The organism is Streptomyces sp. YIM 130001 (assembly GCF_003574445.1).
Taxonomy (GTDB): domain Bacteria; phylum Actinomycetota; class Actinomycetes; order Streptomycetales; family Streptomycetaceae; genus Streptomyces.
On record NZ_KZ984559.1, the window covers coordinates 258,557 to 279,795 of the forward strand.

Genomic DNA, 21,239 nt, shown 5'->3' on the forward strand with positions numbered 1-21,239 from the left:
GCCACGGACCTGCCGCACGTCCGGAAAATGGGGTGCCACGCGCGCGTGGCACCCCATCACTCGAGCTACGTCACCGCCGCACGCCGCGCGGCCACCGCCCCGCGCGTCTCCGCGACCGCCAGCCCGGCGACCGCGGCAAGCATCAGCAAGGTACCCACCACCGTGCCCGCCGTGAGCTCCTCACCGAGCAGCACCACGGCGATCACCGCCGCGCTGACCGGCTCTAGCAGCATGATCACCGAGACGGTCGCCGACCTGACCACGGCGGCCCCGGCGAAGTAGAGCGCGTAGGCCAGCGCGGTCGGGACCGCCGCGATGTACAGCAACAGCCAGAGCACAGAAGCGTGTTCAGCGGTGTGCGGCACCAGCCCCTCCCACCCGGCGAGCGGCAGCAGGCACAGGGCCGCCATCCCGAAGGTCCAGGCAGTCGTGGTGTACGCATCCGCGCCGCCGTCCCGGCCCCAGAACCGGGTCAGCAGAGTCATCACGGCGTACCCCGAGGCCGAGAGCAGGGCGAGGACGACACCCCAGGGCCGTACCGTCGCACCGCCGTCCCCGAGGACCATCACCACCAGACCGGTGAGTGCTCCGGCCACCGCGGCGACACCGCCCCGACCGAGCCGCTCACTCATCGCAAGGCGGGCCCCCATCGCGATGAGTACGGGCCCGGCGCCCAGCGTGACGACCGTACCGACCGCAAGACCGGTGACCTCGACCGCGGCGAAGTAGGCGGTCTGGAACAGCGCGAGGCAGCCGCCGAGCAACGCGGTACGCCCGACACGCACCCGCCCTCTGACCGCGTCGGGCCGCAGCGCGAGCGCTCCGAGGAGGAGGACGAGACCACCGGCGCAGCGCCAGAAGGACAGTGCGACGGGACCGAGGTCACTGGCCCGGAAGACCAGGGACGCGGCCGCGCCCGCGGTGCCCCAGGCGACACCGGCGACGATCAGGTAGAGGAGTCCCCGCCCGACGGGCAGAGCGACCGCGGACACCGGTCCGGGCGCAGGGGTGGGAAGAGCATTCGACACGTGGCTTCTCCGCGAGAGACAGGGTGGATGACTGTCGTCTGCGGGCAGCGTCGAATGAGCCGGGCCACTGTGGACCCGGCCCGTGCGTAAGCCGGTGAGCCGCCCGCCTCAGGAGGCAGGGGGCGGGAGGACGAGCGCGTTCGCATGCATGATCGTCACCCTACGCGTTGGTGCGTTTGCCGGACAACGGTTTCTCCGTCGCGGGCGTCCCGCTCGCGACCGGCCCGCTCGGCGGCTTGGCCGGGGTCGAGGACTGCGCGATGAAGGCGCCGAGCAGTACCACGGCACCCCCGAAGATCTGCGGCGCCGTGAGGTGTTCGCCGAGCAGCACCCAGGCCAGGACCGTCGCGACGACCGCCTCGAGGAAGGCGACCACACCGGCCACCTGCGGCGAGAGCCGGCGTACCGCGAGTACGCCGGAACCGTAGGCGAGCACGGTCGCGATCAGGACGATCCAGGCCAGCAGCACCCAGGCCGGCACGGCGGTGCCGTGCATGTCGGCCCGCCCGGCCAGGATCGAGAAGTCGGTGTTCCAGGGCCGCGCCACCACGGTCAGCACGGCGGCGCCGATCAGCAGCCCGAAGGCGATCACCCCGAGCGGGTCGGGCGCCTCGTCGCCAGCGTCGCTGCCGTGGTCGCCCAGGATGAAGTAGCCGGCCTGGCAGAAGGCGGCCCCGAGCGCGAGCAGCACCCCGAGCGCGTCGAGCGAGAGACCCGCCCACACCTCGACGACACAGGCGAGCCCGCCCACGGCGAGCACCACACCGATGGCCGCCGCCCGGGTCACATGGCGCCGCTGCACGAAGCGGATCCAGCCGAGCACCAGGGCGGGCCCGAGGTACTCGATGAGCAGGGCCACGCCGACGGGAATCCTGGAGATGGAGGCGAAGTAGAAGGCCTGCACCCCGGCCACCGCGAAAATGCCGAATCCGGCGAGCAGCGCGGGACGCCGTCGCAGCAGATCCCGGTTCCTCCAAGCCACGGGCAGCATCACCAGGGCAGCGCCGACCACCCGGAGCCAGGTGACGTGCAGCGGGTCCATACCCGCCTCGATCAGCGGCTTGGCCGCCACTCCCGAACCGCCGAACGCGAACGCCGAGACGAGTGCGAGCACCAGCCCGACGTTCCTCCCGCGACTCCCCTGGACCCCGTGGGCCCCCGCAGACGTAGACACCGGCTCATGATGACACCCGCGGTCATGAGCGTCACCACCGATACCCCTGACATCTCAGGGCCTGAGACATCACTGCCGGCTCCGCCGAGCCGGTACGCCTCAGTCGATGCCGGGGGCCAGTTCCTCGGGCCGCACTCCGGCCCGGCGCAGCACCTCGACGGCGCGGCACTCGGGGTCGGCCACCAGGGCGTCGAGCAGATCGTTGCCGGAGGCCACCGCCGCTCCGCGCCGGGACGCCGCCTCGACCGCCGTACGCATGGCCGCCTCGGCGGAAGGCGAGAGGGCGGACGCCTCGCGGACGACGGGCACGGCACCGGAGTCCTCGACGGTGCCCTGCCACTGGAGTCCGTAGCCGATGCTGCGCTGAACCAGATAGCCCAGGAGGCGGGCCACCTGGGCGCCATCGGCGAATACCGCACGGACAGCGGGGTCGGCCTCGAGCAGGGAGTGCAGGAGATGCGCGGTGTCGATCTGGCCGTCGCCGTCACGCACGGCACGCCGTCGCGCACCGGCCACCACGGACGTCAACTCCACGCTGAGTCGGACATCGGGCTCGGCTTCGGGCGTTCCGGCCTCGGGGGCCGGGTGGGCGGAACTGTGCACATCCCCCACCTCATCAGCCCCCGAAGGCCGAGACATCCCCGGGCAGAAGCATCCCTGCGTCCGACGCAGGGTGGGGAAGCGCGTGCGAGTTCTCCTCCTTGCGGATGAGATCACCCGGATCCGGCCCCGGCGGTGCGCGCCGCCTTGCTTCCCTCGCCGACGCAACCACGACCGGCCGCCCACACGTCCAACGGAACGACTACGTCACTCCCTGCCCCCGACCGGACGAAGTACCTGAAAACGGGTGAACTCGCCACGCCAGAAGGCCCGTTGCCCTCCACGATCCACCCGACTCGACCGATACCCGACCCGCCCGCGAAGGACGGCACCCATGCCACCCGGCCCGCGCCACCTCGTTCACCCGGTGCCGTCGCGCACCGAGGACGACTGCGGCTGCTGGCTGGTCGCACTGCCGGCGGTCGACGGGAGGAGTTACGTCTACCGGGTCTACGCACCGGCCGACGCCCTGCTCGCCGACCTCTTCTGGGAGGCCTGGCACTGCCACGACGAGAGCCCGTACCCCCGCGCCTCGGACCGCTTCGACACGGCCGCGATCCGGCGGATCGGCCTGCTCGAACCGGGCGATCCACCACCGCGACCGCCCCGGTGACCGGCCCGGTGACCGGCCCGCCGCCGTTCCCGGAGCGGACATCCGCCACCCACCCCGCACCATAATTCTGACGGGCCGTCAGTCTTGTAAGTTGCCGACCCCACCGCTACGTTCCGCGACCGTGGCTGCGCCCGCAGCAGCACCCGACGAGAAGGGGTGGTCGCATGGCCGACGTCAGCGCGGAAGCACGGATCGAAGCACCGGCCGAGAAGGTCTGGGCGAAGCTCAGCGACTTCTCCGTCTACGGCGAGTGGAGCGCGACCCACACCGGCTTCCCCAAGGGGGCACCCACCTCGCTCGAACAGGGCGGCACGTTCGAGGAGAACATGAAGCTGATGGGCTTTCCCGCAGAGGTCGTCTGGACGGTCACCGAACTCGAGCCGGGCCGCGCCCTCACCATCCAGGGCAAGGGCCCGATGGGCGTGAACGTCGGAACCCGCTACAGCCTGTCCCCGGACGGCGACGCGACCTCGGTGCGCATCGACGGCGAGTTCACCGGCGCAGCCGTGTCCTTGATGGCCGGGAAGCTCAAGGACTCGGCCGGCGCCGCACTCCACGAGTCACTGCGCAAACTGGCGGCACTCGTCACGTGACCGCTCGCGCGCCGCGACACGCACCCAGACACGACAGCGGCGCCGCGCACCCTCGAGTGCGCGGCGCCGCTGTTCCGAGCGGGCCCGTACGCTCCGGCGGTCAGGACCGCCGGTCGACACGTCCCCGCGAGGATCTGTTCAGCCCTCATCGGCGAGGATCAGATACAGCTTCTTGCGGGCCTCGTTCACGACCGCCAGCGCCTTCTCGCGCTGGTCGGGCGATCCGGTCTTCCAGACCTGACCGAACGCCTCCATCAGACCGAAGCCGGCCTGCCGGATCTCGTTGACCGACTCCCAGTCGACCCCGCGGCCGACCTGATCCCAAGGAGCGTCGGGGCCTTCCTCGGCCGCCTGGACTCCCTGCTCGGTGAGCGAGAAGAGCTTCTTGCCGCCCTCGGTGGCGGAGCCGATGTGACCCTCGTCCTCGAGGAGCTGCAGCGTCGGATAGACCGACCCCGGGCTGGGCTTCCAGGCCCCGCCACTGCGCTCGGCGATCTCCTGGATCATTTCGTAACCGTGCATCGGCCGCTCCTTGAGCAGAGCCAGGATCGACGCACGTACGTCGCCTCGCCTCGCCCTGCCGCGCGGACCGCCACGGCCTCGTCCACCCCAGGGGCCACCGGGACCTCCGGGGCCTCCGAAGCCGGGGCCGAAAGGCCCGAACGCGGCCCGCAGGCCTTCGAATTCACCCCGACCGGGCCGACCAGGCCCGCCGGGTCCGCGCCGTCGGCCCTCACCGTGCCGGTGCTCGTGTTCGTACTCGTGTCCATGGGGACGCATCGCAACCACCCCTCTCATCGATGTACTGTCGCGATGCGTCAACGATATATCGCTACTGTTCGTTTGGCAATCCCCTGCCGAATGCGCAGCTCAGCGGCCCGCCACACGGACGGCACCGGGATCTACGGCCGTCGGACTGGCTTCACATGACGGCGTGAAGGGCGGGGGACGGCGGAGGCGATGATGTGGCAACGACTTTCCGCCCGCCCCTCCGCTCGGCCATCCCCCGTGGCCCGTCGCGAAACCCGGAGACCCTCGGCAGAACACGGTCATGCCGTACCGGTTCACCGCCCGGTCACAGCCGGCCAGGGGGACGGCGTACGGCGGTGTGCGTGCGGCCGTTGTGACGCGGCGACGTTCCCCACGTCTCGCTCGACCCTGGCGCTGTGGAAGAGCTGCGTGGGGAGGACAACGAGATCGAGGCCGGGGCGCGCAGCACCTGCCGAAGACGTTCTCCGGTTCCGCGAGATCCTCGCCCGGGTACGCGAAGTACGGGCGCGCGGACGCCGTGCCCAGCCGCCTCGCGCTCTGCGCCGGCATCCCTGTCGACCGGCCTCTGCTCCCGGCAATTGCACGCACGCCTGTGACAGAAGGGACTCAACCGAGCTCGAAGCTGAGTTGCGTGCCGAACTCCTCGAAACCCAAGGCGGCCGCGACTCGACGGGAGGCGGCAGGCCGCGCCCGCCACTGCGGCAGGAGCCCGGCAGCGAGGGCGTGCGCGACCGCCGCCGAACCCGTCACCCGCGCCAGGCCCCGTCCTCGCGCACCGGGCGCCGTCAGTACGCTGACATGGGCCGTCCGCCTCGGCCACCTCCGATATCCCGCAGCAGCGACCACCTGGCCGTGTTCGCGCACCACGTACGCCGGTGAGGTGATCTCGTCCAGACCGGCCTCGCCGGCGTCCGCGTCACCGGCCGCGTGCTCGAGGGCCTGCAAGTCCGGGTGACCGGCCGGCAGTTGGCCGACCGCTGGACCGGCTTCCGCCGGCCGGAAGCTCGCCGGAGATACGTAGGACAGCGCCGCGGGCCCCAGCGTCCGGACCACCGGAAGCGCCGCACCGACCAGGCCACCGTCCACGGCATCCTCCACCGGCAGTACGCACAGCGCGTCACGGACGGTCGCGGCGGCTCGGTCGCTCGGCGCAGTCACGATCGCCGATCCCGCAAGGGCGACCACGCCTACCCACCCGGCCGGACAGAGCGCGGACCCCGGGGAGACCACCACGTTCACGCCGCCCTGGAGGCCGAACGACACCGGCGCATCGGCCAGTTCCTCCCAGAGCGCGCGGGCCCGCACGACCAACTGCTCCGTGGACACGGACGTTCATCCTTCCCTTCGGCGGGAAGCGCCGGGAAGACACCCGCCGGACCGAGGCCGCGCCTCCTCAGTGCGCCGAGAATCCACCGTCCACGAAGACCGACTGGCCCGTGACGTACGCCGATGCACCGCTCGCCAGGAACACCGCCGCGCCGGCGAAGTCCTCCGCCACCCCGTTGCGTCCGACCATGGTGCGCGCCGCGAGCGCCTCCACCCGTTCGGGGTCGGAGGAGAGCCGGGCGTTCAGCGGAGTCATCACGAATCCGGGCACCAGGGTGTTGCACGTGACGCCGTAGGGGGACCAGGCCTCCGCCTGGGAGCGCGCGAGGGACTCGAGCGCTCCCTTGGACACCCCGTACGCCCCGCTCTGCACGAAGGCCCGATGGGCCTGCTGGGAGCTGATGTGGATGATGCGCCCGAAACCGCGCTCCGCCATGCCGGGACCGAAGCGGCGGCCGAGCAGGAACGGCGCCTCGAGGTTCACCGCCATCGTGGAGTCCCAGACGGCGTCGTCCAGTTCACCCATCGGCGGGCGGAGGTTGATACCCGCACAGTTCACGAGGATGTCGGGCTCACCGAAGTGGGCGACGGCCTCGTCCGCGGCCGCGCGGACCCCCGCCCGAGTGCCGAGATCGGCGCTCACCCGCGCCGCGCGGCAGCCGGCCCCGGTCAACTCCGCGACGGTCCGATCGAGACTCGACTCGGTCCTTGCTACGACCACGACGCTCGCGCCGGCCTGCGCGAGCCCGCCGGCGACTGCCCTCCCGATGCCGGAACTGCCACCGGTGACGAGGGCGGTGCGCCCGTCGAGGGAGAAGAGGTCACGGAGATAGGAGTCGTTCCTGTTCATACCCGGACCCTGTCACGGCCGTTCGCGCAGCGGTCATCGGGGACCGGCCCGAGTGCCGTCCGTACCGCACTCCGGGACCGGCGGGCGCACTGCTGCCAGGTGGTGATACCGCCGAGGCCGCCCGAGACCGAGTCCAGAGAACCCGGATTGGCCTTGGCCGACCGCTCCCCCGCCCGCCTAGCCTGCGGTCATGAGAATCCGGATCGTCGACGCCTTCACCACCCGCCCGTTCGCCGGCAACCCGGCCGGAGTCATGCTCCTCGACTCCTTCCCCACGGACGACTGGATGCAGCGCGTCGCCCTCGAGGTGAACCACGCCGAGACCGCCTTCACCCACCCACTGCCGCCCGGCGGAGAGGCGGACTGGGCGCTGCGCTGGTTCACCCCCGCGACCGAGGTCGACCTCTGCGGTCACGCCACCCTGGCCACCGCTCACGTGCTGCGCAGCACGGGCACGGCGGAGGGCACCGTCCGCTTCGCCACCAGGTCGGGCGTGCTCACCGCGCAGCACACGCCGGACGGCGCGATCACCCTCGACTTCCCCACCGCACCGCTCACCGCGGAACCGGTGCCCGAGGGACTGGCCACTGCGCTCGGCACCGAGCCGCTCTCGGCCCACGACACCGGCCCCCACTGCGGCGACCTCCTGGTCGAACTCGCCGACGAACGGACCGTGCGAGGCCTCTCCCCCGATCTGGCAGGCCTGGTCCGACACTCACGGCGCGGCATCGTCGCCACCGCGCGCGCCGCAGACCCGGACGGCGGCTACGACTACGTGTCCCGCTGCTTCTTCCCGCGGGTCGGCGTCGACGAGGACCCCGTCACCGGCAGCGCCCACACCGCCCTCGCCCCGTACTGGTCACCGCGCCTCGGCAACCCGCAACTCACCGGACTGCAGGCCTCCGCACGATCCGGCCTGGTACGCACCACCCTGAACGGCGATCGCACCCTGCTCACGGGGCACGCGGTCACCGTGATCGAGGGCGAATTGCTGGTCTGACCACCGGAACCGGCTGCCCCTCACGCGGTGGGCAGCCAGCCCACCTTCCCGGCGAGCACCGCATACCCCACGAAAGCCCCGACGTCGAGCAGGGTGTGGGCCACGACCAGGGGCCCCACCCGGCCCCAACGCCGGTACAGGAACACAAAGACCACACCCATGACCATGTTGCCGATGAAGCCACCGATGCCCTGGTAGAGGTGGTACGAGCCGCGCAGCACCGAACTCGCCCCCAGCGAGGCCATCGGCGACCACCCCAACTGGTCGAGGCGGCGCAGCAGATAGCCGACGACGATGACTTCCTCGACGATCGAGTTCTGCATCGCGGACAGCACCAGCACCGGGAATTTCCACCACACGTCGGGCAGCGCCTCCGGCACCACCGTGAGGTTGAACCCGAGCGCCCTGACGGTCAGATAGAAGGCGATCCCGGTACTGCCGATCACCGCGGCGACGCCCGCCCCGCTGCCGAGATCGAACCACGGGCGGCGCCGGTCGAAGCCGATCGCGCGCAGGCCCGCCCCCTCTCGCAGCAACAGATGCGCCACGAGTGCGACCGGCACCAGAGCGGTCGCGATACCGAACAGCTGCCAGGCCAGATCAAGCCACGGACGCCCGGGAGCGGCCGAGGCGTTGAGGGTGGCCGCCTGATCCTTGAGACCACCCGGTTTCGTCACCGACCCGACAAAGCTGATCAGCGCGGACAGGCCGCTCGCACCTAGCGAAAGCCCCAAAACGAGCAGTGTCTCGTCCCGGAGAAATCGCCGTGATCTGCCCTCCTGGGGAAAAGAACCGGCCACGGACCCCGCCTCCGACTGCACCTCTGCCTCCACTTGTTCAATCCCGCCGCATCCCTGTCCGTGCCCCACTATGGTCTCGAATGCAGGTACGAAGATCGTGTGCGACAGGCCGTTGGGGGACGGTACGCCGGATCTGGCGTTCGCACCCCCTGCACGGTTTGTTCACTCAGGGAGGGGCACCACCGTCATGGGAAGACACAACACGTCCGACCGGCACGCGACGGACGGCCCGCGGCAGGCGCCGCGTGCTCGCCGTCGGACGGTGGCGATCGCCACCGTACTGGTCCTTGCTGTGGCCGGTGGCACCGCGGTGGTGGCGCAGAACGGACTGTTGCCCTCCTTCGGCGGCTCGTGCGACGACGACGCCGTACGACTCGATGTGGTCGCCTCCCCCGACGTGGCTCCCGCCCTGACGGAGACGGCCGAGTACGTCAAGGACAACGACGTGACCTCGGACGGCCGTTGCCTGGACATCCGGGTCACCGACCGCGAGTCGTACAAGGTCGCCGACTCCCTGCATTCCGGCAAGGTCGCGCCCGACTTCCAGGTGTGGGTACCGGATTCGAGCCTGTGGACGGAGCGGGGTTCGGGAAGCGGCGAGCAGGTACCGCTCACGGCCGCGGGGAACGTCGCGGCCTCACCGGTCACCATGGGCATGGTCCCGAAGGCCGCCAAGTCGCTCGGCTGGCCGGAGAAGAAGTACTCCTGGGCCGAGTTGACGGCCGCGGCGACCGCCGGTGACAAGCTCCGCCTCGGCGCCGCCGACCCGGCACGCAGTGCCACCGGCCTCCTGGCCCTCACCAAGATCGGTGCGTCCGCCAAGAAGTCGGGCGGCGCCGACAGTGACACCCAGGTCGCCGCCACCGCCAAACAGCTCTCCCAGCGCACCAGCGACAGCGACACCCAGGCCCTGGAGACCGTGGCGCGCGACAACTCCGGCACCGAGCAGGGCAACCCGCGCCGCAACCAGGCACTGGTCGTCTCGGAGCAGGCCGCCTTCGCGCACAACGACAGCGCCGAGCGGGCCGGCAGCCTCCAGCTCTTCTACCCCGAGGACGGATCACCGCAGCTGGACTACCCGTTCACCCTCGTCGACGAATCGCAGCTCTCCACCGACGAGAGCCGGGCCGCGCTGCGCTTCATGGCCCTGCTCGGCGAGGAGCGCGGTGCCAAGATCCTTCGCTCGCACGGATTCCGCACGGGTACGGGCGAAGCCACCGGCGCACTCGTCACCTCGGCCGGCGGCAGCGCACCGCAGCCGTACCGGACGGCGGCCACCTCGGAGCCGCCCTCTGCCAAGCAGATCCAGGAGACCCTGGGGATGTGGACGATCACGGTGCAGAGCGCCCGGCTCGCCGTGGTCGTCGACGTATCCGGATCGATGGCCCAGATCGTCCCCGGCCACGACCAGTCACGTCTCGACGTGACCAAGTCGTCCCTGATCCAGGCCCTTTCACAGTTCACACCCGAGGACGAGATCGGCCTCTGGGAGTTCGCCACACTCCTCGACGGCGAACGCGACTACCGCAAGCTGGCTCCCACCCAGCGCCTCGGCGACCGCACCAAGGACGGCACCACCCACCGCGAGCGGCTCACCGCGGAGTTCGGCCGCCTGCAGCCCGTCCCGGACGGCGCCACCGGCCTCTACGACACGACGCTCGCCGCGTACAAGGAGGCCCAGTCCTCGTACGCGAGCGGGAAGTTCAACGCAGTGGTGGTGCTGACGGACGGGGCCAACGAGGACCCGGGGTCCATCTCCCGCATCACCCTGGTCGCCGAGCTGGAGAAGCGCGTCGACCCCAAGCGCCCGGTGCCCCTGATCGCGATCGCGGTCGGCCCCGACGGCGACAAGCAGGAGGTCCAGGAGGTCGCCGAGGTCACCGGCGGCTCAGGCCACCTGGTCAGCGACCCGGCGCAGATCCACCAGGTCATCCTGAAGGCCATCATGGCGGCGGGTCAGGGCTGACGGCCGAGCCCCGGATCTCGAACCCGGGCCCGCGAGCCCGGGGCCTCACGGCAGCACCGGCTCCGGCAGCACACCCACCGGCCAGGTGTGCACCGGTTCGCCGTGCCGCATCAGCTCGCCGTAGCGCCGGGTGGTGGCCGCGAGTGCCGTCTGCCGGTCGAGGCCGCTGTCGAGCGCCCGGTGGTAGGTGGCCACCTGCCAGGACGCGCCGTTCACGCGCAGCCGGCAGCGCTCCTCGATCACCCCGAGGTAGAAGTCGCGATCGGCCGGCTCCACGCCCCAGGCGTCGAGCCCGGCGGCAGCGAGCGGCAGCAGTTCCTCCCGTACGAGATCGACGGCCGCACGCTTGCCCACCGCGCCGAAGCGACCGGGGCCCGGCCACTCGAGTTCGGCGTCGATCCCGTGGCGGCAGGCCGTCTCGAAGTTCGCCGCGGCCGCCTCGAAGGGCAGTCGCGACCAGACCGGCCGCGAGTCCTCGGCGAGCGCGCGCACGATGCCGTAGTAGAAGGCGGCGTTGGCGATCACATCGGTGACCGTGGGGCCTGCGGGCAGCACACGGTTCTCCACCCGCAGGTGCGGAACGCCCTCGGCGATGCCGTAGACCGGACGGTTCCAGCGGTACACCGTGCCGTTGTGCAGCACGAGTTCGGCGAGGCTCGGCACTCCCCCGCCATCGAGCACACTCAGTGGGTCCTCGTCGTCGTGCAGCGGGAGCAGCGGCGGGAAGTAGCGAAGATTCTCCTCGAACAACTCGAGTGCAGAATCGATCCACCGCTCTCCGAACCAGGTGCGCGGCCGTACGCCCTGCGCCTGCAGCTCCGGCGGACGCGTGTCCGTGGACTGCAGGAACAACGGGGGCCTGGACTCGCGCCACAGCTCGTGGCCGAACAGGAAGGGCGCGTTGGCACCGAGGGCGATCTGCACCGCGGCGACCGCCTGCGCGGCGTTCCACACATCGGCGAACCGGTCCGGGGTGACCTGCAGATGGAGCTGTACGGAGGTGCACGCCGCCTCGGGGGCGATCGACGCGGAGGTGCATCGCAGGCGCTCCACGCCTTCGATGTCGAGCGTGAAATCCTCGCCGCGGGCGGCGACCATCTGGTCGTTCAGGAGCGCGTAACGGTCCACGGCGGAAAGGTTCGACGACACGAGATCATCCGGTGTGAGGGTCGGCAGAATGCCGATCATCACGATCCCGGCGGAAACTTCGGACGCCTTTCGATGGGCATATGCAAGGCCGGTGCGTATCTCCTCGGCGAGCTGATCGAAGACGCGTCCGCTCAACCGGTGCGGGGCTATGTTCACTTCGAGATTGAACATCCCGAGTTCCGTCTGGAAATCCCCGCTCGATATTCTCTCCAGCACCTCGCCGTTCATCATCCTCGGCAGTCCGTCCGCCCCCGCGAGGTTCAATTCGATCTCGAGGCCCATCAGGTTCCGCGGCCGATCGAAGTGCCGGTCGTCCAGAAGCCGGCGCAGAGCCGCCAGGCAATGCTGCAGCTTCTCGCGGTACCTCCGGCGGTCGGACAGGTCGAACGCCCCGCCCACGACCTTCTCCCCCATCGAAGCTTCCCTCCTCGATCGGGCAGCCCGCCGCTCCGCCGCCGCGTCACGGGGGATGATGCCCAGGTGGTGTGATCGATAACGCCTCGCACATGCCCGACCACGCGTACGCTCAACCCCATTGCCCCGTGGCACATTCACCCGGCATGCTGCATAACACAGTTGCAGCGGCCGGAAAGTATCGGGAAAAGCGCCGACGAGAACCGGCCCACCGCCTCACTCGCCTGACTTCGAGGTGAGATGGTTGATCGCCGGACAGTTCACGGGAAAACGTCCGCGGGATTCGACTGAATTACGTCTTGCCTGCAATGCGCACGACAGCTAGACGAAACACCGGGCGAACATACGTCGTATAAACTCCGCGAACGAGGCAGAGAGTTGGTGCACGCCCCCACGGCACCGACCGACGGCCCCGCGCCGACAACGCCGTCCGCACCTGCCCTGCGTTTTCCTCAGCCTGTCGAAGTGAGAGGCGACCCACCATGCCGCTGCACGTACCCCCGGCCCCAGCGCCAGCCCTCCGCAGCGTCCTCGCAGCACTCGACTCCCCCACCGCCGTGCGCGAGGCACGTACCCCGTCACTGCGTTCCGCACCGGGATCGTCCACGCCCGAACGCCCGCTACCCGTCCACGTCCTGGCCCCGGTGAATCCACTCACCGGCCCGACCCGCACCCGCCTGACCGGCTGGCGCTTCCTGATCCGCAGCGACGGCCGCACCACCGCGGCCGCGGACGCCGTCCTCAAGGCGGACGGCTGGACGTTCTCCCGCTTCTTCGAAGGCCCGTATCTGGCCTCGACCGAACGGGCCCTGCGCCAGGCCGAGTCGCTCACCGCGGCCTACCAGCCGAGGCTCCTGTCCGTACCCGAGCTCTACATGCTGACCCTCTGGCTGCACGCCGACTGCGCGTCCGACGGCACCACGGGCCCACCCGCGGACAACGATCTGCTCATCCCGCTGGCTCCAGCACCACCGGGCATCGCCGCGCACCGGCCGCACCGCGTGGCCGACCTGCTCCCTGTGCTGACCCACCGTCTCTCGTCCACCCCGGCACTCGCCGCGCCGGCCTGACCGCACGTCGCGGCACGGCGTCGAGATCGGTGTGACTAGTGCCTTTCGGCCATGTTGAACCACCCGTGCGGGCGGCGAAGTTGAACTGAACCGTCCGCACGGGTGATGCGTCCTTACCCGCAGAGGACGAGCTGCCACGAAATCCCTGCGGATCGACGTCCGTGGGGCAACACTGGGACCGACCGACTGATACGGGGGGCGGTTATGGAAACCGCATCAAGCCGCAGGACACACGTCTCGACGCAGCGAAAGAACACACCCATGTGCCAGCATCAGCCACCCTGCCCCACTGCCGACTCCGCGGACCGCGAGGCCGCAACGCTCGTCGCGCACCACCCGGAGCAGGGCTGGAGCCTGCTGTGCAACGGTGTCCTGCTCTTCGAGGACACCGGCGAACTCCTGCCGAACGGCCGGATCATCGCACCGCACCGCCCGCTCGCCGCGGACCGCGTGATGCGCGCCGCCTGACCGCGGCACGACCTGGGGCCGGCCCGGAGGAATCCTCCGAACCGGCCCCGATGCATGTCGGGCGTCAACTGCCGTGCAGCAGACCCCACCCGTACGGGCTCCCGGAACTCACTCGTCGTAGGCGTCCACCGGCGGGCACGAGCAGACCAGGTTCCGGTCTCCGTACGCCTGGTCGACACGGCGCACCGGCGGCCAGTACTTGTCGGACGCCTCGACTCCCACGGGGAACGCCGCCTCCTCGCGGGTGTACGGGTGCCCCCAGTCGCCGGCGAGAGTCGCCGCGGTGTGCGGGGCGTTGCGCAGCGGGTTGTCGTCCGCGGGCCAGGCGCCCGAGCCGACCTGCTCGATCTCCCCGCGGATGGCGATCATCGCCTCGCAGAAGCGGTCCAGTTCCCCGAGGTCCTCGCTCTCGGTCGGCTCGATCATCAGCGTTCCGGCCACCGGGAAGGACATCGTCGGCGCGTGGAATCCGTAGTCGACGAGCCGCTTGGCGATGTCGTCCACACTCACGCCGGTCGCCTTGGTCAACGGCCGTACGTCGATGATGCATTCGTGCGCGACGAGCCCGCCCGGTCCGGTGTACAGGACCGGATAGTGCGGCTCGAGCCGCTTGGCGATGTAGTTGGCCCCGAGAACGGCGACCTGGGTGGCGCGCTTGAGTCCCTCGCCACCCATGAGGCGCATGTACGCCCAGGAGATCGGAAGAATGCCGGCCGAGCCCCAGGGAGCCGCCGAGACCGGACCCACGCCGGTGTCCGGTCCTGCGGCAGGCTGCAGCGGGTGGTTCGGCAGGTGCGGGGCCAAGTGACCGCGGACCGCCACCGGTCCGACACCGGGACCGCCGCCACCGTGCGGGATGCAGAAGGTCTTGTGCAGGTTCAGGTGCGAGACGTCGCCGCCGAAGTGCCCCGGCTTGGCCAGGCCCACCAGGGCGTTGAGGTTCGCGCCGTCCACGTAGACCTGACCGCCCGCATCGTGCACGGCGGCACAGATGTCGGCGACGTGCTCCTCGAAGACGCCGTGCGTGGACGGGTAGGTGATCATCAATACGGCGAGTTCGTCGCGGTGCTTCTCGATCTTCGCGTGCAGGTCGTCGACCTCGATCTCGCCGTCGTCCGAGGTCTTCACCACGACGACCTTCATGCCTGCCATCACGGCGCTCGCGGCGTTGGTGCCGTGCGCGGAGGACGGAATCAGACAGACGGTGCGCTGCGCGTCGTCGTTGGCCCGGTGGAAGCCGCGCACCGCGAGCAGGCCCGCGAGTTCGCCCTGCGAACCGGCATTGGGCTGCAGCGACACCGTGTCGTAGCCGGTGACCTCGGCGAGGCGCTCCTCGAGCTCACGGATCAGGGTGAGGTAACCCTGCGCCTGCTCGCCCGGCGCGAAGGGGTGCAGCGCGGCGAACTCGGGCCAGGTGACGGCCTCCATCTCGGCCGTCGCGTTGAGCTTCATCGTGCACGAGCCGAGCGGGATCATGCCCCGGTCGAGTGCGTAGTCCCGGTCGGAGAGCCGGCGCAGGTAACGCAGCATCGAGGTCTCGGAGCGGTACTGATGGAAGACGGGGTGGGTCAGATACGTGTCGGTGCGCAGCAGCGCCTCCGGCAGCGTGTCACGGACCGTGCCGTCGAGCGCCTCCACTTCCGCGTCGACACCGAACGCCGCCCAGACGGCGGCCAGTTGCGCGCGCGTGGTGGTCTCGTCGCAGGCGATGGACACCCGGTCGCCGTCGACCTGGCGCAGATTGACGCCGCCCTCTCGCGCGGCGGTCACGACGTCGCCCGCCTTCTGCGGCACCCGCACGGTGACGGTGTCGAAGTACGCCCCGTGCTCGACCTCCACCCCGCCGGCCCGCAGCCCTTCGGCGAGGATCACGGCGTAGCGGTGGGTGCGGGCCGCGATCTCCTTGAGGCCCTGCGGCCCGTGGTAGACGGCGTACATCCCGGCCATCACCGCGAGCAGCACCTGGGCGGTGCAGATGTTGCTGGTCGCCTTCTCGCGGCGGATGTGCTGCTCACGCGTCTGCAACGCGAGTCGGTACGCCCGGTTCCCGTCCGCGTCCACGGATACGCCGACCAGTCGCCCGGGCAGGCTGCGCGCGAACTTCTCGCGCACGGCCATGTATCCGGCGTGCGGACCGCCGAATCCCATCGGCACACCGAAACGCTGAGTGGTGCCCACCGCGATGTCCGCCCCGAGCTCACCGGGCGAGGTGAGCAGCGTCAGGGCGAGCAGATCGGCGGCGACGGTGACGATCGCACCGAGCTCGTGCGCCTCGTCGACCAGCGGCTTCAGATCCCGTACGGCGCCGGAGGCTCCCGGGTACTGGAGCAGCACACCGAACACACCGCGCTCGGCGACCTCGGCAGGAATCCCCTGCGACAGATCGGCCACGACCACCTCGACCCCGGTCGGCTCCGCCCGCGTCCGGATCACGGCGACGGTCTGCGGCAGGGCGTCGGCGTCGATCAGGAAGACGCCCTCCTTGACCTTGCCGACCCGCCGCGCGAGCGCCATCGCCTCGGCGGCCGCCGTACTTTCATCGAGCAGTGAGGCACCGGAGGTGGGCAGACCGGTCAACTCGGCAACAACCGTCTGGAAGTTGAGCAGCGCCTCGAGCCGGCCCTGCGAGATCTCCGGCTGGTAGGGCGTGTAGGCCGTGTACCAGGCAGGGTTCTCCATGACGTTGCGCAGGATCACGGGCGGGGTGTACGTGCCGTAGTAGCCGAGGCCGATCATCGGTGTGACGACGTCGTTCCGGTCGGCGAGCGAGCGGAGCTCGGCGAGCACCTCGGCCTCACTGCGGCCCTGTTCGAGCCCCAGGGCTTCGGCGCTCTTGATCACGTCCGGCACCGCGGCCGCGGTCAGCTCGTCGAGCGATCCGTAGCCGACCTGCGCCAGCATCTTGGCCCTGGCCTCTGCGTCCGGGCCGATGTGGCGCTGCTCGAAGGGAATTCCACGCTCCAGCTCACTGAGCGGAATGCGATTGGCGGTCATTGCGGAGGCCTCCTGGTCGTTCGCGACCTACGAGGGGCACCACGGCGCGGGTACCCGGACGGCCTCCCCCTCTGTCATCTCAACCTGAGAGCTTCACCGGAAGGCTCCGCGCCATCCGGTTTGCACCGTCGGTGAGAGCGGGAGCCGTTGACACCCGCTCTGCTTTCCAGAGTGACCTCGTCCGTGCGGTACTGGGGCCTGAGAGATTCCGGGGAGGATTTGCTCCTTCGGCGCCACCGGTGTTTTCCACCGGAGAGCTCTCCCGCACGGGGTCAGCAGCCGTTTGCCAGCCTACCAGCGAGGTCCACGCCGGAACCCTCGAGTGGCCGACGCAGCAGTTCTGCACTTTCGTAGGGGATACAAGTGAGTTGCGACGTGCTGGAGGGACCGTGCAGACGGACATCGACCCGCGCAGTCTGATCGGCCGCAGGGCCTTCGACCGGGACGGCACCAAGCTCGGCACCGTCGACGAGATCTATCTCGATGACGCGACGGGCGTGCCCGAATGGGCCGCGATACGCACGGGCCTCTTCAGCCGGGACGCCTTCGTCCCCCTGGAACCCAGCGACCTCGTGGACGGCGCACTGCGCGTTCCGTTCATCCGCTCCCTGATCCGCGACGCCCCCGACTTCGGCGTGGGCCGCCACCTCTCCCCCGAGCAGGAACTGCAGCTGTACCGCCACTACGGCATCGACGTCGCGCCTCCCGCCAAGCCGACGCCACCTCCGCCGGACCGCGACTTCGGCCGCATCGCAGGCGTCGACGACACCTTCTGACCGCTCGCGCCGATCCGGCCTCACACGGCCGTCGGCGCCCCCGGCTCCTCCTTCGAACCTGTAGCCGCCTCCTGGCCGCCTTCCTCCGGCCTGCCGGACGCCGGCGTCTGCGCGGCAGCGACCAGCGGGAGCGGCTCCGCGGGAACAAGATCAGGATCCTCCGTCCGGAAGGTGCGCACCCTCCCCGGCGCCGAGTCAGGCGTCTCGAACCGCACGGTCACCCTGCCGAGCCCACTGCCCTGCACCCACCCGTGCCCGAACTCCACGTGCCGCACATCCTTCCCGGCCGCCCAGATCCGCAGCGGCTCCTCCGCCGCCACCGGCTCATGCGCCTCGCCCCCCGTGCTCATACCGCCCTCGCCCTCCGGGCCGACGCCGATCGGCTCCGCCGTCAGCTCCTCCTCCTCCACCACCCCGTCCGCATGCACATGCGCCTGCGCGAACAGGTCCTCCTGCGTGAAGTCGGCGAGCCCGCTCACCCCCACCCCGAGCAGCCGCACGCCACCCGTCGTATCCACGCTCTCCAGAAGACGCGCCGCCGCCTCCCGCACCACCGCGGGATCGTCGGTCGGGCCGCGGAGCGTCTCCGACCTGGTCAGCGTCGAGAAGTCGTAGCGCCGGATCTTCAGGACGACGGTCCGTCCGGAGCGGTCGGCGGCACGCAGCCGCTGCACGCACCGCTCGGCCAGCCGCCCCACTTCCATCCGGACGCGCACCCGGTCGTGAATGTCGACGTCGAAGGTGTCCTCCACCGACACCGACTTGGTGTCCCGCTCCGCCACCACCGGCCGCTCGTCGTGTGCGAGCGACATCGCGTGGAGAGCAGTGCCGTGCGCCTTCCCCAGGAGTCGTACGAGCTCGTCCGAACCCGCCTCGGCGATCTCCCCGACCGTGGTGATCCCACCGCGCCTGAGATGATCCGCCGTCGCCGGTCCCACCCCGGGCAGCGTACGCACCGGCATCGGCGCGATCCGCTCGCGCTCCCTGCCCGCGGGGATCAGCACCAGGCCATCGGGCTTCGCTTCCTCGGAGGCGATCTTGGCGAGCATCTTGCAGGTGGCCAGGCCTACCGATCCGGTCAGCCCCGTGACCTCCCGTATCTGCGCCCGCAGGCGCCGTCCGGCCGCCCGAGCCGAGGCCTCGTCCGAGGCCGTACCGCCCGCCTCCAGGTCCACGAACGCCTCGTCCAGACTCAGCGGCTCCACCAGCGGCGACAACGCACCGAGCAGTTCCATCACCTGCTCGCTGATGTCCCGGTAGAGACCGAACCTCGGGACCAGATAGGCCGCATTCGGCGCCAGCCGCCGCGCCTGCGCCATCGGCATCGCCGAATGCACTCCGAAGCGCCGGGCCTCGTACGAAGCGGTGGAAACGACACCACGGGGCCCGAGCCCACCGACCACGACCGCCTTGCCACGCAGGCTCGGCTTGGACGCCTGCTCCGCAGCGGCGAAGAAGGCGTCCATGTCGAGGTGAAGAATCGTAGGGACCGCTCTCACACCATCGATGCTGCCCTACGCCACTGACAATCAGCCGCCGACGGGGCCCGCCCGCCGGTGCTCAGACCGCCCGGTTGCGACGCCGCGCCAACTCGTCCGCAGGGTGGTTCCCGATCAGCGTCTCTCCGGTGTCCACCCGCTCGCCGTGAAGCTGCGACACCGCCGCCTCTACGTCCCGGCACACCACGCCCACCGCGATCCCGAAGACCCCCTGTCCCCCCTGCAGCAGGCCGACCACCTCGTCGGGCGAGGTGCACTCGTACACCGTGGCACCGTCGCTCATCAGCGTCATCCGCTCAAGATCGACGAACTCGCGGTCCCGCAGGTACTGAACGGCCGTACGGATGTTCTGCAGCGAGACCCCGGTGTCGAGGAAGCGCTTCACGATCTTCAGCACCACGACGTCCCGAAAGCTGTACAGACGCTGCGAGCCCGCCCCCTGGGCCGAACGAACGCTCGGCTCCACAAGGCCGGTACGCGCCCAGTAGTCGAGCTGCCGATAAGTGATCCCCGCCGCCGCGCACGCTGTCGGCCCGCGGTACCCGACCCGGTCGGACGTAGTCCCGGCACCCGCCTGCACATCGGCCGGCCGCATCGGAACCTGCCCGGCCGCGCCACTGTGCATCGGATACGGACCGCCCGCCGCCGAACCGTCGCCGCTGCTTCTCACGCCGACCCTCCGTCCTTGACCTGCCTTCTCGAAGGTAGGGAGTACCCAGGAGCACGTCAACGAACGCCACACTCGCCACGCCGGGTGATAATCACCCCGAAACGGGTTTCCCGGGCAAGTTGGCTGGGAATGGCTGACCGAATGGCCAGAAGCAGGCCATCGGCCACCGGTCACTGACTGTTGGTACCGAAGTCCTCGGGTGAGATCTGGTCGAGGAACTCGCGGAACTTCTCCACCTCGTCCTCCTGCTCGTCGGGAATCGCGATACCGGCGTCGTCGAGCACACCGTCACTGCCGTAGATCGGCGTCCCGGTGCGCAGGGCGAGCGCTATGGCGTCGGACGGACGGGCACTCACTTCCACGCCGCTGGCGAAGACCAGGTCCGCATAGAAGACCCCGTCCCGCAGATCCGTGATGCGCACCTCGGTGAGCTCCTGGCCCACAGCCTCCAGCACGTCCTTGAAAAGGTCGTGCGTGAGCGGCCTCGCAGGCTCCATGCCCTGCTGCGCGAAAGCGATCGCCGTCGCCTCACCTGGTCCGATCCAGATGGGAAGGTACCGGTCACCTCCCACTTCACGCAGGAGCACGATCGGTTGGTTGGAGGGCATTTCGACCCGGACACCGACAACATCGAGCTCATTCACACAGCAACCCTAGGACCTGCCCGGCTGGTTTGGGTAGTCGGGCACCCGTCCAGTCAGGGCAACCGCACTTTGAGTGCCACCTGAACCAGGGCTGCGTGCAGCTCCACGGTCAGCCGTGCCAGCTCCTTCGTACGCTCCTCCGCGGCCGCCCGGGTCTTCGGATTCCGGTGCCGGCGCAGTGCTCCGACCAGCTGGTCCACGAGGAGCGCCTCACGGTCCGCGGAGCCCTTCATGGCACGCAGATGCCGCGGTTCGATACCGAGACCGCCGAGCGCGGCGAGCAGCTTCGCGACCTCGACGCATTCCCTGGGATACCCGCCCCCGGACGCCGGAGCGAGGAGTCCGTACGACTCCCACTCCGCGAGCTCCGACTCCTCCACCTGCGCCGCGGCGAGCAACTCCGACCGCCCGACGAGCGCAACCGTGCGCCCACCCGTCCCGGCGGAGTCACCGTCCCCCGGCTGCCGGCGCTCAGGAACGGACGGCACGGCGGCCTCACCTCGCTCCACGGCCACCAGGTGCTCCCTGATGACCTTGAGCGGCAGATAGTGGTCACGCTGCATCCGCAGGACCTGAGCGAGCCGCTCGACGTCCTCAGGACTGAACTTCCGGTACCCGGAGGGTGTCCGCACCGGCTCGACCAGGCCTTCGGACTCCAGGAAACGGATCTTGGAGATGGTCACTTCGGGGAATTCGTCACGCAGCAGATTCAGCGCGGTGCCGATGCTCATCAGCCGGCTCTCCGCAGTGGCGGCGCCCTGTCCGGCGCCGCCCCTCGGTGTATGAAGCATGGACCTTCCCTGGGGGCGCGCCCCCGGACAGAGTCCGGGGGAC

20 protein-coding genes and 1 riboswitch are annotated in these 21,239 nt (G+C 70.2%); of the genes, 7 read left to right on the forward strand and 13 right to left on the reverse strand.

Features of this window, described 5'->3' with window-relative positions:
- Nucleotides 1-65: 65 nt before the first annotated feature.
- From DSC45_RS22355 to DSC45_RS22365, 3 genes are all read right to left on the reverse strand, one after another.
- Complete coding sequence (locus DSC45_RS22355; RefSeq protein ID WP_240434775.1) at nucleotides 66-1,028, reverse strand: DMT family transporter; 963 nt, start codon at nucleotides 1,026-1,028, stop codon at nucleotides 66-68.
- Nucleotides 1,029-1,188: 160 nt separating this feature from the next.
- Complete coding sequence (locus DSC45_RS22360) at nucleotides 1,189-2,202, reverse strand: EamA family transporter (RefSeq protein WP_119293684.1); 1,014 nt, start codon at nucleotides 2,200-2,202, stop codon at nucleotides 1,189-1,191.
- A gap of 99 nt (nucleotides 2,203-2,301) precedes the next feature.
- The gene (locus DSC45_RS22365; protein WP_240434776.1) at nucleotides 2,302-2,805 is read right to left on the reverse strand and encodes a Clp protease N-terminal domain-containing protein; all 504 of its coding nucleotides are present in this window, start codon (nucleotides 2,803-2,805) and stop codon (nucleotides 2,302-2,304) included.
- A 400-nt stretch (nucleotides 2,806-3,205) separates the two neighbouring features.
- Here DSC45_RS22365 and DSC45_RS22370 point away from each other — a divergent pair, with 400 nt between their 5' ends.
- The gene (locus tag DSC45_RS22370) at nucleotides 3,206-3,415 is read left to right on the forward strand and encodes a hypothetical protein (protein WP_119293728.1); all 210 of its coding nucleotides are present in this window, start codon (nucleotides 3,206-3,208) and stop codon (nucleotides 3,413-3,415) included.
- A 164-nt stretch (nucleotides 3,416-3,579) separates the two neighbouring features.
- Nucleotides 3,580-4,008, forward strand: coding sequence for a type II toxin-antitoxin system Rv0910 family toxin (locus DSC45_RS22375; RefSeq protein WP_119293686.1), 429 nt, complete (start codon nucleotides 3,580-3,582; stop codon nucleotides 4,006-4,008).
- 138 nt (nucleotides 4,009-4,146) lie between these two features.
- Here the strand turns inward: DSC45_RS22375 and DSC45_RS22380 are convergent, their stop codons facing one another.
- From DSC45_RS22380 to DSC45_RS22390, 3 genes are all read right to left on the reverse strand, one after another.
- Complete coding sequence (locus DSC45_RS22380; RefSeq protein WP_119293687.1) at nucleotides 4,147-4,788, reverse strand: PadR family transcriptional regulator; 642 nt, start codon at nucleotides 4,786-4,788, stop codon at nucleotides 4,147-4,149.
- A 597-nt stretch (nucleotides 4,789-5,385) separates the two neighbouring features.
- Nucleotides 5,386-6,105, reverse strand: coding sequence for a GNAT family N-acetyltransferase (locus tag DSC45_RS22385; RefSeq protein WP_119293688.1), 720 nt, complete (start codon nucleotides 6,103-6,105; stop codon nucleotides 5,386-5,388).
- 67 nt (nucleotides 6,106-6,172) lie between these two features.
- Complete coding sequence (locus tag DSC45_RS22390) at nucleotides 6,173-6,955, reverse strand: SDR family NAD(P)-dependent oxidoreductase (RefSeq protein ID WP_119293689.1); 783 nt, start codon at nucleotides 6,953-6,955, stop codon at nucleotides 6,173-6,175.
- Nucleotides 6,956-7,145: 190 nt separating this feature from the next.
- On the opposite strand from DSC45_RS22390, the gene DSC45_RS22395 reads away from it, so the two are divergent.
- Nucleotides 7,146-7,955 carry a PhzF family phenazine biosynthesis protein gene (locus tag DSC45_RS22395; RefSeq protein WP_119293690.1) on the forward strand — a complete coding sequence of 270 codons (810 nt, stop codon included), beginning with the start codon at nucleotides 7,146-7,148 and terminating at the stop codon, nucleotides 7,953-7,955.
- A 20-nt stretch (nucleotides 7,956-7,975) separates the two neighbouring features.
- Here the strand turns inward: DSC45_RS22395 and DSC45_RS22400 are convergent, their stop codons facing one another.
- Nucleotides 7,976-8,776 carry a CPBP family intramembrane glutamic endopeptidase gene (locus tag DSC45_RS22400; protein WP_119293729.1) on the reverse strand — a complete coding sequence of 267 codons (801 nt, stop codon included), beginning with the start codon at nucleotides 8,774-8,776 and terminating at the stop codon, nucleotides 7,976-7,978.
- Nucleotides 8,777-8,942: 166 nt separating this feature from the next.
- Here DSC45_RS22400 and DSC45_RS22405 point away from each other — a divergent pair, with 166 nt between their 5' ends.
- Nucleotides 8,943-10,721, forward strand: a complete 1,779-nt coding sequence (locus tag DSC45_RS22405) for a substrate-binding and VWA domain-containing protein (RefSeq protein ID WP_119293691.1) — start codon at nucleotides 8,943-8,945, stop codon at nucleotides 10,719-10,721.
- A gap of 45 nt (nucleotides 10,722-10,766) precedes the next feature.
- Here the strand turns inward: DSC45_RS22405 and DSC45_RS22410 are convergent, their stop codons facing one another.
- Nucleotides 10,767-12,284: a glutamate-cysteine ligase family protein gene (locus tag DSC45_RS22410; protein ID WP_119293692.1), complete on the reverse strand. Its 1,518-nt coding sequence runs from the start codon at nucleotides 12,282-12,284 to the stop codon at nucleotides 10,767-10,769.
- A gap of 482 nt (nucleotides 12,285-12,766) precedes the next feature.
- Here DSC45_RS22410 and DSC45_RS22415 point away from each other — a divergent pair, with 482 nt between their 5' ends.
- Together DSC45_RS22415 and DSC45_RS22420 are read left to right on the forward strand one after the other, a co-directional pair.
- Entirely contained in the window at nucleotides 12,767-13,354 is a 588-nt protein-coding gene (locus DSC45_RS22415; RefSeq protein WP_119293693.1) for a hypothetical protein, read from the forward strand.
- A 261-nt stretch (nucleotides 13,355-13,615) separates the two neighbouring features.
- Nucleotides 13,616-13,822, forward strand: a complete 207-nt coding sequence (locus DSC45_RS22420; RefSeq protein ID WP_119293694.1) for a DUF5999 family protein — start codon at nucleotides 13,616-13,618, stop codon at nucleotides 13,820-13,822.
- Between the two features lie 108 nt (nucleotides 13,823-13,930).
- Here the strand turns inward: DSC45_RS22420 and gcvP are convergent, their stop codons facing one another.
- The gene (gcvP, locus tag DSC45_RS22425; protein ID WP_119293695.1) at nucleotides 13,931-16,816 is read right to left on the reverse strand and encodes an aminomethyl-transferring glycine dehydrogenase; all 2,886 of its coding nucleotides are present in this window, start codon (nucleotides 16,814-16,816) and stop codon (nucleotides 13,931-13,933) included.
- 176 nt (nucleotides 16,817-16,992) lie between these two features.
- A riboswitch (glycine riboswitch) is annotated at nucleotides 16,993-17,091 on the reverse strand.
- Between the two features lie 114 nt (nucleotides 17,092-17,205).
- Between gcvP and DSC45_RS22430 the strand changes: the two genes are divergently transcribed.
- Entirely contained in the window at nucleotides 17,206-17,592 is a 387-nt protein-coding gene (locus DSC45_RS22430) for a PRC-barrel domain-containing protein (RefSeq protein WP_119293696.1), read from the forward strand.
- Between the two features lie 20 nt (nucleotides 17,593-17,612).
- Here DSC45_RS22430 and DSC45_RS22435 read toward each other — a convergent pair whose 3' ends face one another.
- The 4 genes from DSC45_RS22435 to DSC45_RS22450 form a co-directional block, all read right to left on the reverse strand.
- Complete coding sequence (locus DSC45_RS22435) at nucleotides 17,613-19,091, reverse strand: DNA polymerase IV (RefSeq protein ID WP_119293697.1); 1,479 nt, start codon at nucleotides 19,089-19,091, stop codon at nucleotides 17,613-17,615.
- A 61-nt stretch (nucleotides 19,092-19,152) separates the two neighbouring features.
- Nucleotides 19,153-19,761: a MerR family transcriptional regulator gene (locus DSC45_RS22440; protein WP_119293698.1), complete on the reverse strand. Its 609-nt coding sequence runs from the start codon at nucleotides 19,759-19,761 to the stop codon at nucleotides 19,153-19,155.
- Between the two features lie 170 nt (nucleotides 19,762-19,931).
- Nucleotides 19,932-20,405, reverse strand: a complete 474-nt coding sequence (locus tag DSC45_RS22445; protein WP_119293699.1) for a bifunctional nuclease family protein — start codon at nucleotides 20,403-20,405, stop codon at nucleotides 19,932-19,934.
- A 53-nt stretch (nucleotides 20,406-20,458) separates the two neighbouring features.
- A complete protein-coding gene (locus DSC45_RS22450) occupies nucleotides 20,459-21,196 on the reverse strand; it encodes a transcriptional regulator FtsR (RefSeq protein WP_119293700.1) in 738 nt (245 codons plus the stop codon).
- Between the last annotated feature and the right edge of the window lie 43 nt (nucleotides 21,197-21,239).